Source organism: Halobacteriovorax sp. RT-1-1 (genome assembly GCF_047085455.1).
GTDB lineage: Bacteria > Bdellovibrionota > Bacteriovoracia > Bacteriovoracales > Bacteriovoracaceae > Halobacteriovorax_A.
In genome coordinates this window covers 1,834,040-1,849,379 of sequence record NZ_JBKIXZ010000001.1, presented here as the reverse complement: position 1 = coordinate 1,849,379, position 15,340 = coordinate 1,834,040, and the positions used below count along the sequence as shown (strand labels likewise).

General features: G+C 37.4%; 12 protein-coding genes and 1 tRNA gene. 7 read left to right on the top strand and 6 right to left on the bottom strand.

The annotated features are described in order from the left end of the window. Window positions 1-38 precede the first annotated feature (38 nt). On the bottom strand, window positions 39-1,661 hold the full coding sequence (locus ACMAWV_RS09015; protein ID WP_412469526.1) for a YiiX/YebB-like N1pC/P60 family cysteine hydrolase: 1,623 nt from the start codon (window positions 1,659-1,661) through the stop codon (window positions 39-41). 129 nt (window positions 1,662-1,790) lie between these two features. On the opposite strand from ACMAWV_RS09015, the gene ACMAWV_RS09010 reads away from it, so the two are divergent. Beyond that, a complete protein-coding gene (locus ACMAWV_RS09010; protein ID WP_103217192.1) occupies window positions 1,791-2,306 on the top strand; it encodes a TetR/AcrR family transcriptional regulator in 516 nt (171 codons plus the stop codon). 40 nt (window positions 2,307-2,346) lie between these two features. Here the strand turns inward: ACMAWV_RS09010 and ACMAWV_RS09005 are convergent, their stop codons facing one another. The 3 genes from ACMAWV_RS09005 to ACMAWV_RS08995 all read right to left on the bottom strand — a co-directional run bounded on the left by ACMAWV_RS09005 (window position 2,347) and on the right by ACMAWV_RS08995 (window position 6,689). After that, on the bottom strand, window positions 2,347-5,205 hold the full coding sequence (locus ACMAWV_RS09005; protein ID WP_412469527.1) for a hypothetical protein: 2,859 nt from the start codon (window positions 5,203-5,205) through the stop codon (window positions 2,347-2,349). Then, on the bottom strand, window positions 5,192-6,382 hold the full coding sequence (locus ACMAWV_RS09000) for a hypothetical protein (RefSeq protein WP_412469528.1): 1,191 nt from the start codon (window positions 6,380-6,382) through the stop codon (window positions 5,192-5,194). The genes ACMAWV_RS09005 and ACMAWV_RS09000 overlap by 14 nt, the downstream gene beginning before the upstream one ends. 230 nt (window positions 6,383-6,612) lie before the next feature. After that, a tRNA-Met gene (locus ACMAWV_RS08995) sits at window positions 6,613-6,689 on the bottom strand. Window positions 6,690-6,780: 91 nt separating this feature from the next. Between ACMAWV_RS08995 and tilS the strand changes: the two genes are divergently transcribed. From tilS to ACMAWV_RS08965, 6 genes are all read left to right on the top strand, one after another. Then, on the top strand, window positions 6,781-7,938 hold the full coding sequence (gene tilS / locus ACMAWV_RS08990; RefSeq protein ID WP_412469529.1) for a tRNA lysidine(34) synthetase TilS: 1,158 nt from the start codon (window positions 6,781-6,783) through the stop codon (window positions 7,936-7,938). A gap of 144 nt (window positions 7,939-8,082) precedes the next feature. Then, window positions 8,083-9,993 carry an ATP-dependent zinc metalloprotease FtsH gene (gene ftsH / locus ACMAWV_RS08985; protein ID WP_103217196.1) on the top strand — a complete coding sequence of 637 codons (1,911 nt, stop codon included), beginning with the start codon at window positions 8,083-8,085 and terminating at the stop codon, window positions 9,991-9,993. Between the two features lie 6 nt (window positions 9,994-9,999). After that, window positions 10,000-10,845: a dihydropteroate synthase gene (locus ACMAWV_RS08980; RefSeq protein WP_412469530.1), complete on the top strand. Its 846-nt coding sequence runs from the start codon at window positions 10,000-10,002 to the stop codon at window positions 10,843-10,845. A 61-nt stretch (window positions 10,846-10,906) separates the two neighbouring features. Beyond that, window positions 10,907-11,845, top strand: coding sequence for a trypsin-like serine peptidase (locus ACMAWV_RS08975; RefSeq protein ID WP_392991994.1), 939 nt, complete (start codon window positions 10,907-10,909; stop codon window positions 11,843-11,845). A gap of 3 nt (window positions 11,846-11,848) precedes the next feature. Beyond that, window positions 11,849-12,241: a glyoxalase/bleomycin resistance/dioxygenase family protein gene (locus ACMAWV_RS08970; RefSeq protein ID WP_021267033.1), complete on the top strand. Its 393-nt coding sequence runs from the start codon at window positions 11,849-11,851 to the stop codon at window positions 12,239-12,241. Between the two features lie 241 nt (window positions 12,242-12,482). Further along, window positions 12,483-13,883 carry a S8 family peptidase gene (locus tag ACMAWV_RS08965; protein ID WP_412469531.1) on the top strand — a complete coding sequence of 467 codons (1,401 nt, stop codon included), beginning with the start codon at window positions 12,483-12,485 and terminating at the stop codon, window positions 13,881-13,883. Here the strand turns inward: ACMAWV_RS08965 and ACMAWV_RS08960 are convergent. Next, window positions 13,870-14,487: a response regulator gene (locus tag ACMAWV_RS08960; RefSeq protein ID WP_103217200.1), complete on the bottom strand. Its 618-nt coding sequence runs from the start codon at window positions 14,485-14,487 to the stop codon at window positions 13,870-13,872. The genes ACMAWV_RS08965 and ACMAWV_RS08960 overlap by 14 nt on opposite strands. Window positions 14,488-14,596: 109 nt before the next feature. Beyond that, entirely contained in the window at window positions 14,597-15,277 is a 681-nt protein-coding gene (locus tag ACMAWV_RS08955) for a response regulator transcription factor (protein ID WP_158246814.1), read from the bottom strand. Window positions 15,278-15,340: the final 63 nt, after the last annotated feature.

The window sequence follows — 15,340 nt, the reverse complement described above, 5'->3', positions numbered from 1 at the left end:
TTTACTTAACTCTTAAAGTGCGAATTAACCCTTTAGCTTTAGTTGTGAAATAAGTGGTGGAAATCAGGCCTACTTAATGAGCGGCGTCTTCTTGGGCCATTGCGTCGACCACCTTGCATTTGAAGCTTTTGATTATACTTCTTGTCTTCAATATATTTTGTGTACTTATCTAAGTCTTCTTTTCGGTAACTCTCAAGTTCTTGAAACATTTCATTAAAAGAGAGGATTCCTCCTGCTTCTTTCTCCGCCTTTGCAATCCTTTCGTAGAGCTTCTCACCAACTTGGTCTAGAACAACAAAGAGATCAATCTGTTTTGAACCTAGATTGAGTGGAAATTTCTCTTCTAAGTTTACACCTGCTACAAATTTAATAATACCGCGACTGATAACTGAACGACGTGCAAGCCAAGCAAAATCATTACCTAGTTTTGTTCCAAAGCTAGGATCAAATTCATATCTTTCCTTTTCCATCCATTCAAAAATCTTTGAAAGAATCGCATCTTTGTAACGTGTATCCTTAAGTTTATCTGGGTTTCTCCATTCGGCAACGAGATCAAAGCGTGAATCAAATTGAATTTCGCCAGGGCCGAATGTTTTAAACTTTGCGATATTTTCACTTGTCACTTGGAGACCAAAGTCTTGTAGAAATGAAAGTAGGGCCGGGTTAAAGCTCGTTTTAAACTCTGGGATATCCATAGCTGTTCCAGAAAGCTTTTCACTGGCAACTTTGTAACCATGATAAATAACTTCAGAGCAAAAGATTTGCGAGTCATCGTTATAGTCCATGGCAAAGTCGTATGGGATATTTTTATCGTGTTTCTTAGTAAATTTAGAGAAACGCTCATGCATCTCTTTGGCCGCTAAATGCGCTAATTTAGCGTCTTTGTGACGAAAGACAACAGTTCTAGAATTTGCCTGATCAAGGTGTACTTGAAAGGGAGCAACAACATTACCCACTTCGATATGGGCCTCTGACGTGAAAAGCTCGCCTGTCTTCTTGTCTTTATATACTAATGTTAAGTGTGAAAATTGATGGTCATCATCGCCGATTCGAGCAATAGCGGCACTTGAGTAGGCATTCCCGCGTGATAGAATAATATCTCCTGATTTGAGATCTCTCGGGCCTGAAAAACTATATTCAGGATTAACCATAAAGTGAATAGGAGAGTCGCCATCAAAATTTAATGTGCTAAATTGGCGCGGTACTTTTCCCTTAGGCCTTGAGGCATAGTAGGACTCGATAAAGTAGTCCTCAAGATAGCGTAGGGCCCTAAAAATATCTTTTACACCCTTAAGACATTGCTTTTCATCTTGATCAAGTTCCTTAGTACTATTGAGATCTTTTAATTTCTCCTTGAGATCAAGGCGAATATTAAAGGATGCATTCACGAAATCTTGCATTTGATACTGCGAGAATTCAGAAAAATCGATATCTGTTGATTTAATGGAAAAGAGGCGATTGTAGTAATGTTCAGTCTTTGTCGCACATTCTGCAGGAGATTTTACGCCCTTGGATACCTGTTCGTGCATCTCGTGCATGAGGGATTCAAACTTTGAGCTCTTTAATGAACTTGGCATTCGATAAGACTTCTGATTACAAGATACTAGCAAGGTAGAGACGATAATCGCTCCGGCGATCCCTGTAAGTTTCTGATTTTTCATTGTTTTCCCCCACAATTCTGAAAAATATAAATAGCTAAATAATCAAAATTGAACATGACTCAATAAATTTTTATCGGATTTTACCTTTTAAAACTTAAGTATTATTATCGGGTATAGAGAGATTTATTTATGACAAGCAATAAAAGTGAAGAAGTACATTATCGAATTTTAAATGCAGTAACCAAATTAGAAGTTGCTAAGGGGCACCTTAACTGGAAAATCGCCGAGGTGGCCAAAGAGGCAGATGTTACTCGCTCACTCATCTATTATTATTTAGGCAAGGAAAAGGATGTAATCCTTAAGGAAGCGGTTAAGTATATGATTGCTCGTATCTTTAACCTATCTCAGGAAAACTCTGTTGGAATTCGTGAGCGTATTAAAATAGTTAGAAAGCAAATCATTCAAATGCCATATCTGTTAGCACTTTATATGATCAATAAGGGTGCTGGTAATGAATTGTCTGATATTATTGTGGAAGCCGAGGCCGAGTTATTTGAACTTCTAAAGAAGAAATATCCTAACGTTGATCCTCGTGAGCACTTAAAAATTTATCTTATGGAATTAGGGGTATGTCTTTACCGCGATGTGGATGATGATACTCTTGATTATATCTTTTCCAAATATGACAGCTTTGAAGCAAAGTAATTAAAATAGAAAAAGGCCTCTTTAGAGGCCTTTTTTATTTCTAGCAAAAATCAATTGATGCGTGATTGTACTGATCTGGTGGAAGTTCACACTTGTCTTCTGAGAAGTTGTGGTCTCCGCCATTTTTAATTGGGTCATACTTCTCAACCGTACCTGGAATTGCTTGGTCATCGATTAAGTCGTGGTTGCTATCAAATGCTTCTTTATAACTCTTGTACACATCTAGCATATAAACATCTGGTGACTGAGTCTTTCTTTCTTTGATGTTAAACATCGAGCTTGAAGCTTTTGCTAGGAAGTCAGTAAACTTATAAAGTGTCTTTCTTCCTCTAAACATCATTGTGTATTGGTTTTCAGTCATTCCAAGTCTATCTCTTAAGATTGAGTTGAATTGGAAACCTTCACCTGTAAAGTACCATGTTTCTTCTAGTCTTTCTTTTCCTGCACTTGGTTTACATACTTTGTAACGAATCGGATTGTTAACAGTGTTGTAAACTAATCTACCACCAAGTCCGTGATTTGATGGATACTTATCAGAGATCCATTCTGCTTTAAACTTTGATGTTCCTTCGATCATAAAACACTGGTGTGTTCTTGCTTCAAAGTTTAGTGTAATTGCTTCAGCGTATAGATCAATTGATTGTCCGCTGTCACTTCTATTGTTATCACCATTTGAACGATCTAGTGACCATGCCGTTGACCAGTCGTATCCTGCTGATACACCAACTCCACCGCTTACTGGTAACTTTTCTCCAAATGGAAGTTTGAAGTCAAGTTTTGCACCAACACCTGTTTTATATCCGTGAGAGAATCCAACTCTTCTGTTTTCAGTAAAGTAAGTTCCGCTACCAGTTGATTTAGAGATTCTAATAGTATTCGAGTGGCTAACTCTTGGTTTTGAAAGAATCTCTTGTACGTGACTTACTGGTGTAATCATCATGAATTCCCATGGAGACTCAATACACTTTTTCATATTGTAGTCTGAGTAAGATTTCCAGATTAGACCTGTTTTTTCTTGGCTAAAGAATGTCCCACATAGCTTAGCAAGTGTTGCTGAGTCGTATTGGTCTTCGTATAGCTTAGAGATTTCAGTCGTCGTAAGCTTATTTTCTTCAATAAGTTTTTTGTTCAGTCCAGTGTGATCAACTTTAATTGTCTCATCAAAAAGCTCGTGCTTCTTAAGTTCGTCAGAGAAGATCGCCTCAGAACTTTTGTTGTAACGAGGAGCTAGTTTAGCTGCAATGATATCTTTCTTTGTCACACCTTTTACATCGTTTGATAGCTTCTCTAGGTAGTTCTCAAGTTGTACCATTTCATTCATTTTCTTATCAATTTTTGTATTTGTGAAATCTTGCTCTTCAAACTTATCCGTCACTTGAAGTTGAGTGTGAAGGATTGAGTGAAAAGACTTTGATGATGCGTGGAATGTACCTGCTGCCCAAGCTGGACGAGGTGCATTTCTTGGATCATCTCCTTCTCTTAAGATCGGTGAAAGTTTAATTGCCGCATAAGTTCTCGTGTGGATATATGGCATGTCCACAAACTTGATTGGCATATCAATTCTTGCCTTTAGTAAGTTGTTTTCTACTTCTACTTCACGTGAAGCAACTGAGATAAGTTTAAACTTGTGCTTGTTCTCATTTGTTAAATCAATATCACCCTGTAGTGGTGCTAGGAAGTATACTTCTAGCTTAAGCTTTCCTTGGTAGAAAGGCTCAATTGGGTTCATGTGGTGTACGTAGTTACCGTAGTTAACTTTTGGGTACATCTTAACAATGAATGACTTCTCAATTACTAGATCAAGGTTCTTGTTAAGGTGGAAACCATTATTATTATCGTGTCCAAGGAAGCTATAGTTAACTTCATCAACAAATAGTCTTGCTCTTTGGTTGTTATTATCTTTTTCACACTTTCCAGTTCTTGAAACTTCAGCAAAAATCCAACCGTTATTTGACCATGGGTAAAGACATAGTCCACGTGTTACTTTTGCATTTTGAAGTGTTTCATTTTGAACTTCAATTTCTAGGTTAAATGGAATACGACGAGTGTTTGTGTATCTTTCGTGCTCAAGGTAGAACTTGATTTCACCACAACCTGACTCATCTAATTGACCGTCAGTAATGTCATACATTTCAGTTACTGCATGCTCTTCACCGTTTTCTTGTTTTTCAAGGTTGATTAGTCTTGCTTTAACAAATTCGTTTGATAGTGAGCTACCATTTGCCTTAAGGTTTAAACATCCATTTACAACAACTTTTTGATCAATAATTAAATTATCATTTCTTGGATCAACTTGACCAAAACCTTTAGGAGTGATTTTTACGTTCTTAACATTGATGATCTCGTCTGCACTTAGACGGTTCTTGTTAAGAGAAGTTTTCATCACATAGTTATTTCTGTGAATAATGCTATTTGTATACTGATTCATCGACAGTTTTAGGTCGTATGAAATATTAGCACTTGTTGCAAGAGTTACTACTCTTTCACCCATTGGAAGGTAAGTGTTTGGAAGAGAGTAGTCCATAGTAATTGGCTCATCCCAAAAGATACAGCTATTGTCATCAGCAGTTCTTCCTACAGTTTGAAAGTTTTCACCAGATACGTAGAAAGTTTGGTACTGTAAGCTCTTTCCAAGTTTTGAACTTAGACATGCTTTTACATGAAACGTCTTACCGTAAGCGATTCTTGACTTCATCGATGCCTTATCTTCTGTTACTCCTTCTACTGTGAAGCGTGAAACAGACACAAGAGCACTTTCATTTGCAGAAGCCTTAAGCTGTCTTGCAAGTTGCTGTCTTTCGTCGTTGGAAGTGTCACTTCCACAACTAACAAGCGTTGTTAGTGCAAGCATTGAGATGCTTAGGAGAGTGATGTTCTTCATGTTCTTACAAAATGTCATATTCTTTCCTTAGGGAGATTGTATAAACTTGTTCGTCACTGTAACCATCAATTAAGTACGCTGAGTCAAGGTTTCCAAGTACAGTGCGATTAATATAATTAAATTCTGTGCTAAATCCTTTTTGTGTTTCTAATTCAAATCCTACGGCATATCCTTTGTAGTCATTTGAAAAGATTCCACCACGGTAGAAAGCTGGAGCAGTATCTGCTTGGTTTTCAAATGCTAGGGCAGAAAGAGTAATTTTCTTGTCACCCATATTTGTTTTGAAATCTGCTCTGTATGAGTAACCAGTGTTCTTATCATCTGGAACTACTGATTCAGTGTTTTTAATATATGAGCCTGAAAGCTTAAGAGAGTTATCTCCTAAAGTAATTTCAATTCCTGCATTAGCAAAGATTCCTGTAAAGTCATAAAGGTATAGACTTTGATCAATTGGTGTACCGATGCTTACAGAGTTCCCCCAGTAGTAGTCTTTGTTAGCAAGATCACCTGAAAGTTTCTTGTAGCGGTAACTACCTACAGCACCACCAATGCGTAAAGCTTTTGTAAGGTAGCTAATGTCTGCTGACTCAGAGAAGAATTGTGGATCACCTGAATCATCAATATTAAAAGTTTCTCTTAAAATTGCATTTTGTGGCTTAGCTTGTGTTGCTTGAAGACGAAGGTAGAAGTTTCCAACCTTAGTTGCAATCACTTCTCTTGCACCAATAAACGATGTTCCACCGTTAATGAATGGAGAGATATATTGACGCTTAGTTGAGTTATCAAGAGCACCTGCACTGATCTTTACAAAACTAAGTGGCCTAAAATCAAAATAACCATAGTCATAAGTGAACTTTGGCTTGTAAGTTTTAACTCTTTCTGCTTCTTGTGAAGAAGAGTTACCTGATTGATAGCTAAAACCACCACTGAAGTTAAAGTCGATATTTTCAACAACCTCTGCTTCAAGCTCTAGGTTCATCTTTGTCTGATAAACACTTCCTTTATCAGTTCTTGAATCAAGAGCACCATAATCCGCCCCAAGCTCTAGCCCTACATTTTTGAATCCTGCTGTCTTTAGAGTAGAGCTAAGCCCTTCTGTAAAGATTTTTGCCGATTCGTTCTGTGCGAAAGCTTGTGCCTGGCTTAGTAAGGCCAGTAAAATTAAATGTTTAGTTACGTTTTTCGCTTTAATCATGTCATTCCTATTTGTTTTGATACTAGAATAGATGCATGAATGATGCCATGTGTAATGAAACAAGTTCACGGGTGTAAAAAGTTTAAACTGCTGAAATGTGGTGTAAGTATTGAAATTTAGTTTAGGAAGTTAGTGTTAACGAGCTGAACACTGTATAATAAATGAACAAACACTGATTTGTTATGTCTAAGAAGTAATTTGTAATTTATTGGAATTAGATAAGAAGAGAATGGTGCGAAAGGGCAGATTTGAACTGCCGACCTACGGGATATGAATCCGTCGCTCTAACCAACTGAGCTACATTCGCACATTTCGATTGATTAGGATATTAATGACTTGCGCCTCGTATGTCAATATTATAATTTATCAAAAAGTTAAATTTTGTGAAAATAATGGCGATGAATCTAAAACCTAAACAAAAAAAATCACATTCGCTTGAAGCTAAGATGATTTCTCATTTTAAGAAATTCAACGTTGATATGGGCCTTGATCTATCTCGACCTATGGCCGTTGCATGTAGTGGTGGCGTTGATTCTATGGTTTTGGCGCATCTACTGGTTCAAGCAGGGGCCAAGAAACTTAGACTTCTACATATTGATCATGGCACAAGAAAAGAGATTGAAGACGAAGTTGAGCTGATATCAAGTTTTGCTAACAGACATGGCCTCGAATTTAAGACATATAAGGTTGAACACTTATCTTTAAAGACAAGGAATTTCGAATCTATTGCACGCCAAAAAAGGTATCAACTATTATTGTCGAATCTAGCAGCGGGAGAGTTACTTCTTACTGGTCATCATCTTGATGACTGCTTTGAATGGTCACTTATGCAGCAGTTTAAATCTTCGGCAAAGCAGATTGATTTAGGTATGCCGTATCGTAATGGCAATATTTATAGGCCACTTTTTGCATTCTCTAAGAAACAGATTCTCATGTATGCTAAATTGGCCAAGCTAGAGTGGCTTGAAGATGCCTCTAATAAAGACCTACGCTACGAACGCAACTTTATAAGAAGTCTTGTTGCAAATCAGATTGCTCCACGCTTTCCTGGACACCTTAAACACTATTGTAATCGCATGAATAAGCTGAAAATGATTAAAAAAGAGCTTAGTCGTGCACAAGACTTCAAGGTTATTCAGCGTCAGTGGGGGATCGTGATTTCATATAATGGTGAAATTAGTGAGGGCATTGAGCAGGCGATTCTTTCACAATCTCATTCATCAAAAGGGCGAACTCATTCACAGTTTGATAAGCTACGCTCTCTTGTAAAGTCTTCGAGTATTGGGCCATTAAGCTTTAGCGGAGGGCTACGAGTATTTAATTTTAAAAATCATTTGGCCGTGGTCAAGAAAGGTCATAAGATTAATTTTAGCATTAATCATTCGCAGATTCCTGAAGGCATTCCATTTCTATCAAATAACACTAATACTAAGCATTCGCTTAAGATTTGTCCGATAGCTGATAGGGATGGGAACCTAAACAAGTTCTTTTCTGAAATTAGTCTTCCAGTTCATTATTCATGGCGTAAAAGCGGTAAAGTTTTAGTTTGGCTTTAAATTACTAGGCTTGACACTCACTAAAATGATACCATTTTAATAACTATAAGGTTACAATATAGCTTTATATTTTATTAAGAATTGTAATTAGTTAGTGAATATTTGATTAATAGTTAATTTGAAAATTAATTAAAAAGGATTTTAATGAAAGGACAAAACAAAACACTCCTCCTATGGATTATCTTAATCCTTATGTTTGCGGCCATCGCTAAAATTTCTTCTGAAAGCCGCCAGGCATACAAGCCTGTGACATACCCGGACTTTGTTAGTGCAATTAAAGGCAAACATGTTGATAAAGTTGTTCTAAAGGGTAAGGACAAGATCTTAGGAAAGTTTAAGGACGGCTATGAGAATGGAGCTTGGTTTGAAGCGACAGGAACGACAGGTGCCGAAACTTTTAAAATTTTAGAAACTCACGGAATCTATCCAGAGTACGAAGCGGAAGAGAAACAAAACGTTATCACAACTTTCTTGCTGCACTGGGGACCGATGATTTTCCTCTTCCTCATTGTTATTTTCTTCCTTCGCCAACTTCAATCAGGTGGTGGCAAGGCAATGAGTTTTGGAAAGTCTAAAGCACGTATGCTTTCTCCACACGATAAGAAAGTTACATTTTCTGATGTATCAGGTGTAGAAGAAGCAAAAGAAGAACTAGAAGAGGTTGTAGACTTTCTTAAGGATCCAAAGAAATACACTAATCTTGGTGGTAAGATCCCTAAAGGTGTAATCCTAGTAGGTCCTCCTGGTACAGGTAAAACTCTTCTTGCAAGAGCTGTTGCTGGTGAAGCAGGTGTTCCATTCTTTTCTATTTCAGGTTCAGACTTCGTTGAAATGTTTGTCGGTGTTGGTGCATCTCGTGTACGTGACCTATTTGAACAAGGTAAGAAGAATGCTCCTTGTATTATCTTCATTGATGAGATCGATGCTGTTGGACGCCACCGTGGACACGGTATGGGTGGTGGACACGATGAGCGTGAACAAACACTAAACCAACTTCTTGTTGAAATGGATGGTTTTGAATCAAATGAAGGTGTTATTCTTATTGCGGCAACAAACAGAATTGACGTACTTGATAAGGCCCTTCTTAGACCTGGTCGTTTTGATAGACGTGTAACTGTTGGACCTCCTGATGTTCGCGGACGTCTTGGAATCCTAAAGGTTCATACAAAGAAAACTCCACTTGATACAGCTGTTGATCTTGAAGTAATTGCAAAGGGAACTCCTGGATTCACAGGTGCAGACCTTGCAAACCTTGTTAACGAAGCTGCTTTATTTGCTGCTCGTTACGGTAAGAAGGTTCTTCAAATGATCGATTTCGAACAAGCAAAAGATAAGGTTCTAATGGGGCCTGAAAGAAAGTCGATGGTACTTTCTGATCTAGAAAAGAAAGTAACTGCATACCACGAAGCAGGACACACTCTTGTTGGTATGAATCTTCCAAAGACTGATCCTATCCATAAGGTTTCTATTATGCCTCGTGGTGGAGCTTTAGGTGTAACGCAAACTCTTCCAAACGAAGACATGCACAACCTAACTTTAGAGAAAGCTGAAAACTTTATTGCTTTCCTAATGGGTGGACGTGTTGCTGAAGAAATCGTTTTTAACGAAATTTCAAACGGTGCTTCAAATGATATCGAAAGAGCAACTCAACTTGCTTCAAGCATGGTTTGTTCATGGGGGATGAGTTCTAAAATGGGACCTCGTAACTTCCATCAACCAGGTAATTCTCCATTTGGTTCAACTGCACCAAGTGAAGGTGTAGGGTACTCTGAAGAGACAGCACGTGAAATCGATACAGAAATCACACGTTTCTTAGATGAGAACTATAAAGTTGCTAAAAAGATTTTAACTGATCACCGTGATGCGCTTGATAGAATTGCTGAAGGACTAATTGTTTGGGAAACTCTTGATTCAAAACAAATTCAGTCTTTAATCGATGGTGAAGATATTGGTGTTCCTTTAGTTGAAGAGGTTAATAACCAACAAGCACCTTCTCAAAAAGCAGCAGGTGAGTCGACAATTTCTAAACCAATTGACGATCCAAAATTAGCATAATCTAAAATGACTAAAATATCTTTTTTAGGGGTAGTTAACACTACCCCTAATTCATTCTCTGATGGCCACTTAAATCTCGATCAAGACTATCAAATCAAACAATTAGAAAAGTTTAAAAACGCCAATTTCGGTATCGATATTGGTGCTGAAAGTAGCGCTCCTTTTAATGATCCTGTCTCCTTACAAGAAGAATGGGCCAGGCTTGATTCGTATTTGTTCCAGCACATTAAGTATCTGAATGAATTTAAAACGATTTCAATTGATACCTATAAGCCTGAAACAATGAGGCTGTTCTTAGACAAGTACGCTAAAGAGTTTGAACGTATTATCTGGAATGATGTTTCTGGTGTTATCGACGATAAATGTATAAAGCTTTTAAATGATTATTCAACGATTGAGTACGTCCTTTGTCACACTCTTGTTCCTGGCCGCGATAAGACTCTTGAGCATATGAATTACTTGGATCCTAAGCTCAATGCTAACTCTCTAAAGACTTTTTTCAAGCAGGCAATGGATAAGCTTCAAAGCTCAGGCATAGCTTCTGAACGAATCATTTTAGATCCTTGTTTTGGCTTTTCAAAAACCACAGATCAAAATCTAAATCTATTAGATGAGTTACATGAGATTCAAACAATATCTAAGCGTTGGCTCATTGGTATTTCTAAGAAGTCTTTCTTGCGTCATCTTATTAGCTTAGAGCGCCCAGAGATTCGAGATGATAAACAGGCCTTACTGGCCGCGAGTGAAGGTCCGCACTGGATGTATCTTGGCCAGTTTGCACGTGATTTCAACGAGGTAGATGATCTTATTTTCCGTGTTCACGAGGTTGGAAAAATTACAAAAATTACGTAAATACTCGTGTTTATCAGCTTTTTGGCCTATATATATGAACATTATTTTATAAAGGGCCAAAATGAACAAATTAAAAGTATTATTTTCTATTACTTCACTTTTTATTTCATTCAATGCTTTTGCATATCTTACGCCAAGTATTTCAGATTTAATTGATAATATTGATAAGGCCATTTATGGTGATCTTGATATCGTTGATGTCAATGCAGGAACGTTAATGCATTCTCCTGCAGCAAAGATAAATGCTCATTCGAGTGCTATTGTTGTTAATCGTTGGAGTTTAAACGAAGTAATTAGCGGTAGGCTATTTTCTATAACCGGTTCTGATTTCACAAAGAATGCACGTCTTTGTGAGGGGGAAGAGAAGTTTCTTGACCAGAAAGCGTATGGAAAGTGTAGTGCTGTTCTTGTTGGGCCAAAGCAGGTTCTAACGGCCGCACATTGCATTCAAAATGTTCAAATCGCTTGTGATCGTAAAAGCTTTATCTTTGATGCACGTGAGGATCTTGGAAGTAGTAATGCAACTCAATACTTTGTGAAATCTCAGGTATATAACTGCAAGAAGATTCTTGCTTATAACCAAAGTCGCGATAAGACATTTGATTACGCACTAATTGAGCTAGATCGTACAGTTGAGGGTGGTAGAAAGCCTGTGGAAGTAGAAGAAACTAAACTAGAAGTTTCAGATGAAGTCTATATGATTGGTCATCCAAACGGTTTCTTATCAAAGTATTCTTATAATGGTTTTGTCAGAGATATTGATCCTTTATTTTATATCACTAATCTAGACGCTTTTGGTGGCAATAGCGGTGGGCCAGTATTTTCAAAAGAAAGTAATAAGATGGTTGGCCTTCTTATCCGTGGCCATGATGATTTTGAGTGGGATACTAAAGCTAAATGTAACCGCGTTGTTCACTGCCAAGAAGATGGTTGTGATGGGGAATACGTATTAAAAATCAATGCCATTATTGACGATATCGAAAAGGCCCGTAATAATTAAGAGATGAAATTAGGTCACATCGTTTTATTTAGCTCAAATGCTCATTTAACTTCCACTTTTTTAAGTGAAGTTTTTGATCTTGAAGTTGAAGGAGCGTCTGACTCAGTTGTTGTCTTTAACGATGAGTTACGATTTCTCGTGGTTGAACGTCCTAAACTTGCCCAAGTTGGTAATAATATCGTTTTTGATTTTGTTGTTGATAATTACGATGAGTTAATTGAGCTACAAAAGAAGGTTGAGTTCGTAAACTATCGACTAGAAAGCTCTGGTGAAAACCTTAATATTCTCTCTAATGAAAAGATACCTGAAATACTTGTGCATGAAGGTGTGCAATTCTTCTTTATAACTGATCCAGACAATCGTCGTTGGAAAGTTACCTTAATTGAGTCCAATTAAATCAAGCCTAATTTTTTTAAGCTAATTTAAATTTTATTTAAGTCACAATTCTGACACCTTTTTCTTCGCAATTTGGCCCTAGCGTGTGTCATTTTGACAGGTAAATGCTGGGATGTAGCTGATATCGTAAGATGAACAATTGGCACGGTTTGTGCTTAGTATATAGTAGTTGCCTCAGGCAGGATGCCACAGGCCTTTCTTTATATAAGATATATAAGATCAAAGAACTCAAGGATTGAGTATGCGACTTTTAGTACTTGCTTTGGCCGCCTTCAGTGCGGCCAATATTTCGGCCGATTTTATCATTAAATACAAAGATGGAAGTGTCGAAAAATCAAAAATTAATCCAAGCTCACAATTTTCTTCATTCGCTTTAAGTGACGATGTTGAATACGTGGAAGAAGATTTAAGGCTCTTTGCTAATGGTGGAGAGTACAACGACACTTACTATCCTAGTCAGTGGCATTTCACAAATTACCTCGACAATACTTTCTATCATGCACGAGAGTATGCAACTTCTGAAACAGATACGAGAGTTAATGTAGCAGTTATTGATACGGGGATAACAGACCATTTTGATCTGAATACAAATGTTGTAGGTGGATATGATTTTATATCCGACTCTGATAATTCAAGAGATGGCGATGGCCGTGATGCAAATCCAAATGATGAAGGGGATTATGGCTCTGCTACTACTGCATGTAATTCTGGTACAAATGCCTCAACGTGGCACGGTACACACGTAGCAGGAATTATTGGTGCAAGTTCTAATAATAGTTATGGTGTCGTTGGGGCCGCCAAAAACGTTAATTTAGTGCCACTTCGTGTTTTAGGTGCATGCGGTGGTCTTACTTCAGATATTGCTGATGCTCTGAGATGGGCAGCTGGCGGTAGTGTTTCCGGAGTCCCGGCCAATCCTTATCCTGCCCGTGTTGTAAATATGTCTTTAGGTGCACGTGGTAGTTGTAGTCGTTACATGCAAGAATCAATTGATTTTGCGCGCTCTAAAGGTGTTGTTGTTGTGGTTGCAACTGGAAATTCAAATGCAGACGCTTCTTTCTATACTCCATCAAATTGCCGTGGAGTTTTAAGAGTAGGTGCCGTTGCAACAACACGTGCTCGCTCTTCCTATTCAAATTATGGCCGTATTGTCGATATTGCTGCTCCAGGGGATAGTATTTTATCGACTGTTAACAGTGGACAATCAACGCAAGGAACTGCTGTCTTTTCAAGAATGAATGGAACTTCAATGGCCGCTGGCTTTATATCAGCAACTGCCGCAATGATCTTTCAAGCAAATCCTTCTTTATATCCAGATCAGGTTAGAGATATCATCACAAGAACAGCTGTTGATTATTATTGCGATCGCAGCTCTTGTGCAAAAGGTGCTGTCGATGCATACGAGGCAGTATCTCTAGCATTTTCGACAACTCCTAATGCAAGTTTCCGTTATAACGATCCCGTTCTAGTAGGTGGAACAGCTGCTTTAAACGATAGCTATAGTAGTGGCAAAAGTGGTGGAGGAGCCTGCGGAACGATTGAAGATGTTAATAATAGTGGCAGCGGTGGAAATATGCTAGCTGGACTTCTTTTGATTATTGCAATTGTCGTAGCTCATCGTATTAAACTTATGAGGCCTTAACGGGACTGCATTCGACTTCAATATTATTGTCGACTATTTTACAACTATCAACTTTATAAATTTGAGCTCTCGAAGAGTGACCATCTAATTTAATAATGGCATTCCTTGGAATCTCTTCCTTTGTTAAAAGCTTTAAGTGTTTATGATCTTTTTCAACGACACGATAACCTTGAACAACATCACTTATTTCAAATACCTCTATAATATCTCGACCGAGTCTATTTTCATCATTGATTATTTTATTAATCTGGTTAATCACGACATCAAAGCCTTGTTGTTTGAGTACAAAGAGATCGATACCTTTGCGTGCGGCCTCTTCTATTACTTGGCTGTCATTTTCATTTGTTACTAAGATAAAACTCATTTCTTTATCGAGTAATGAGATCTCATCGTACAATTCAATTCCATCCATCTGTGGCATCATATAGTCGCAAATAATATAAAGCTTCTCTCCGCGATTAAGCTTAATTGTTTGTATATCTTCAATGGCCTTAAATGGATTAGTGTGAAAACGAACATGTGAGTTAAATGTGTTCTCGAGGCTAGTGGCAAGGAGCTTGGCAGTTTCGTAGCAGTCGTCAATAACCATGATATGCTTTTTCATAGGAACAGTATAATTGACTTAAGTGCTACCATAGGGATAAGTCGTCTAAATTTAGCTTAATTTAGATTAAGTAAGACGTTATTTAAACAGTCTGTAGGCCTATTAAGACCTACAGTGATACCTCTTGAATTTTGTAACCTTCACCGTAAACACTTCTGATGATAAAGTTAGAATTTTTGATCTTCTTTCTAATTGAACTTATATAAGTATCAATCATGCGATCGTTAACCTTATGATTATCAGGAGCGATATGATTGAGAATTTTCTCTCTCGCCAAAACGTTTTGCTCATTTTTTAGAAGTAGATGAATTATTTTGAACTCTGAAGATGTAAAATGAATTCTTTCTCCACGTATTTTAACTTCTTGAGATGGGATATTAAGAGCAATGTCGCGGTAATTAATCACTTCAAGTGCATTCTCATTGTTAACAGACTTAAGAGTTGTGCTAATAATGCTTTTAACTTCTGAAGGCTCAAATGGTTTACTGATAAAGTTTATGCCACCAAGTTGATAACCAGTTACTCTTGTATTCACATTATTCTTTGAAGAAATGAAAACAATTGGTGTATCTTTAAGTTCATCATTCATTTTTAATTGCGAGCAAATTTCAAATCCAGATTCATTTTGTAATAGTATATCTAAGAGGATTAGGTCTGGCTTTTCTTGCCAGGCCGTCGCAATGGCCTCATCCTGATTACTTGCTTCAACGATATTATAATTACTTTCTAGTAGCGCCCTAAGCAGGTCTCTGATTTCTTGATCGTCATCGATTATTAATATTTTTTTCATGAATAACTCCTTTATATTCATGAATATAATGTATAAATATATCAAAAAATCTTCAGCTTAATT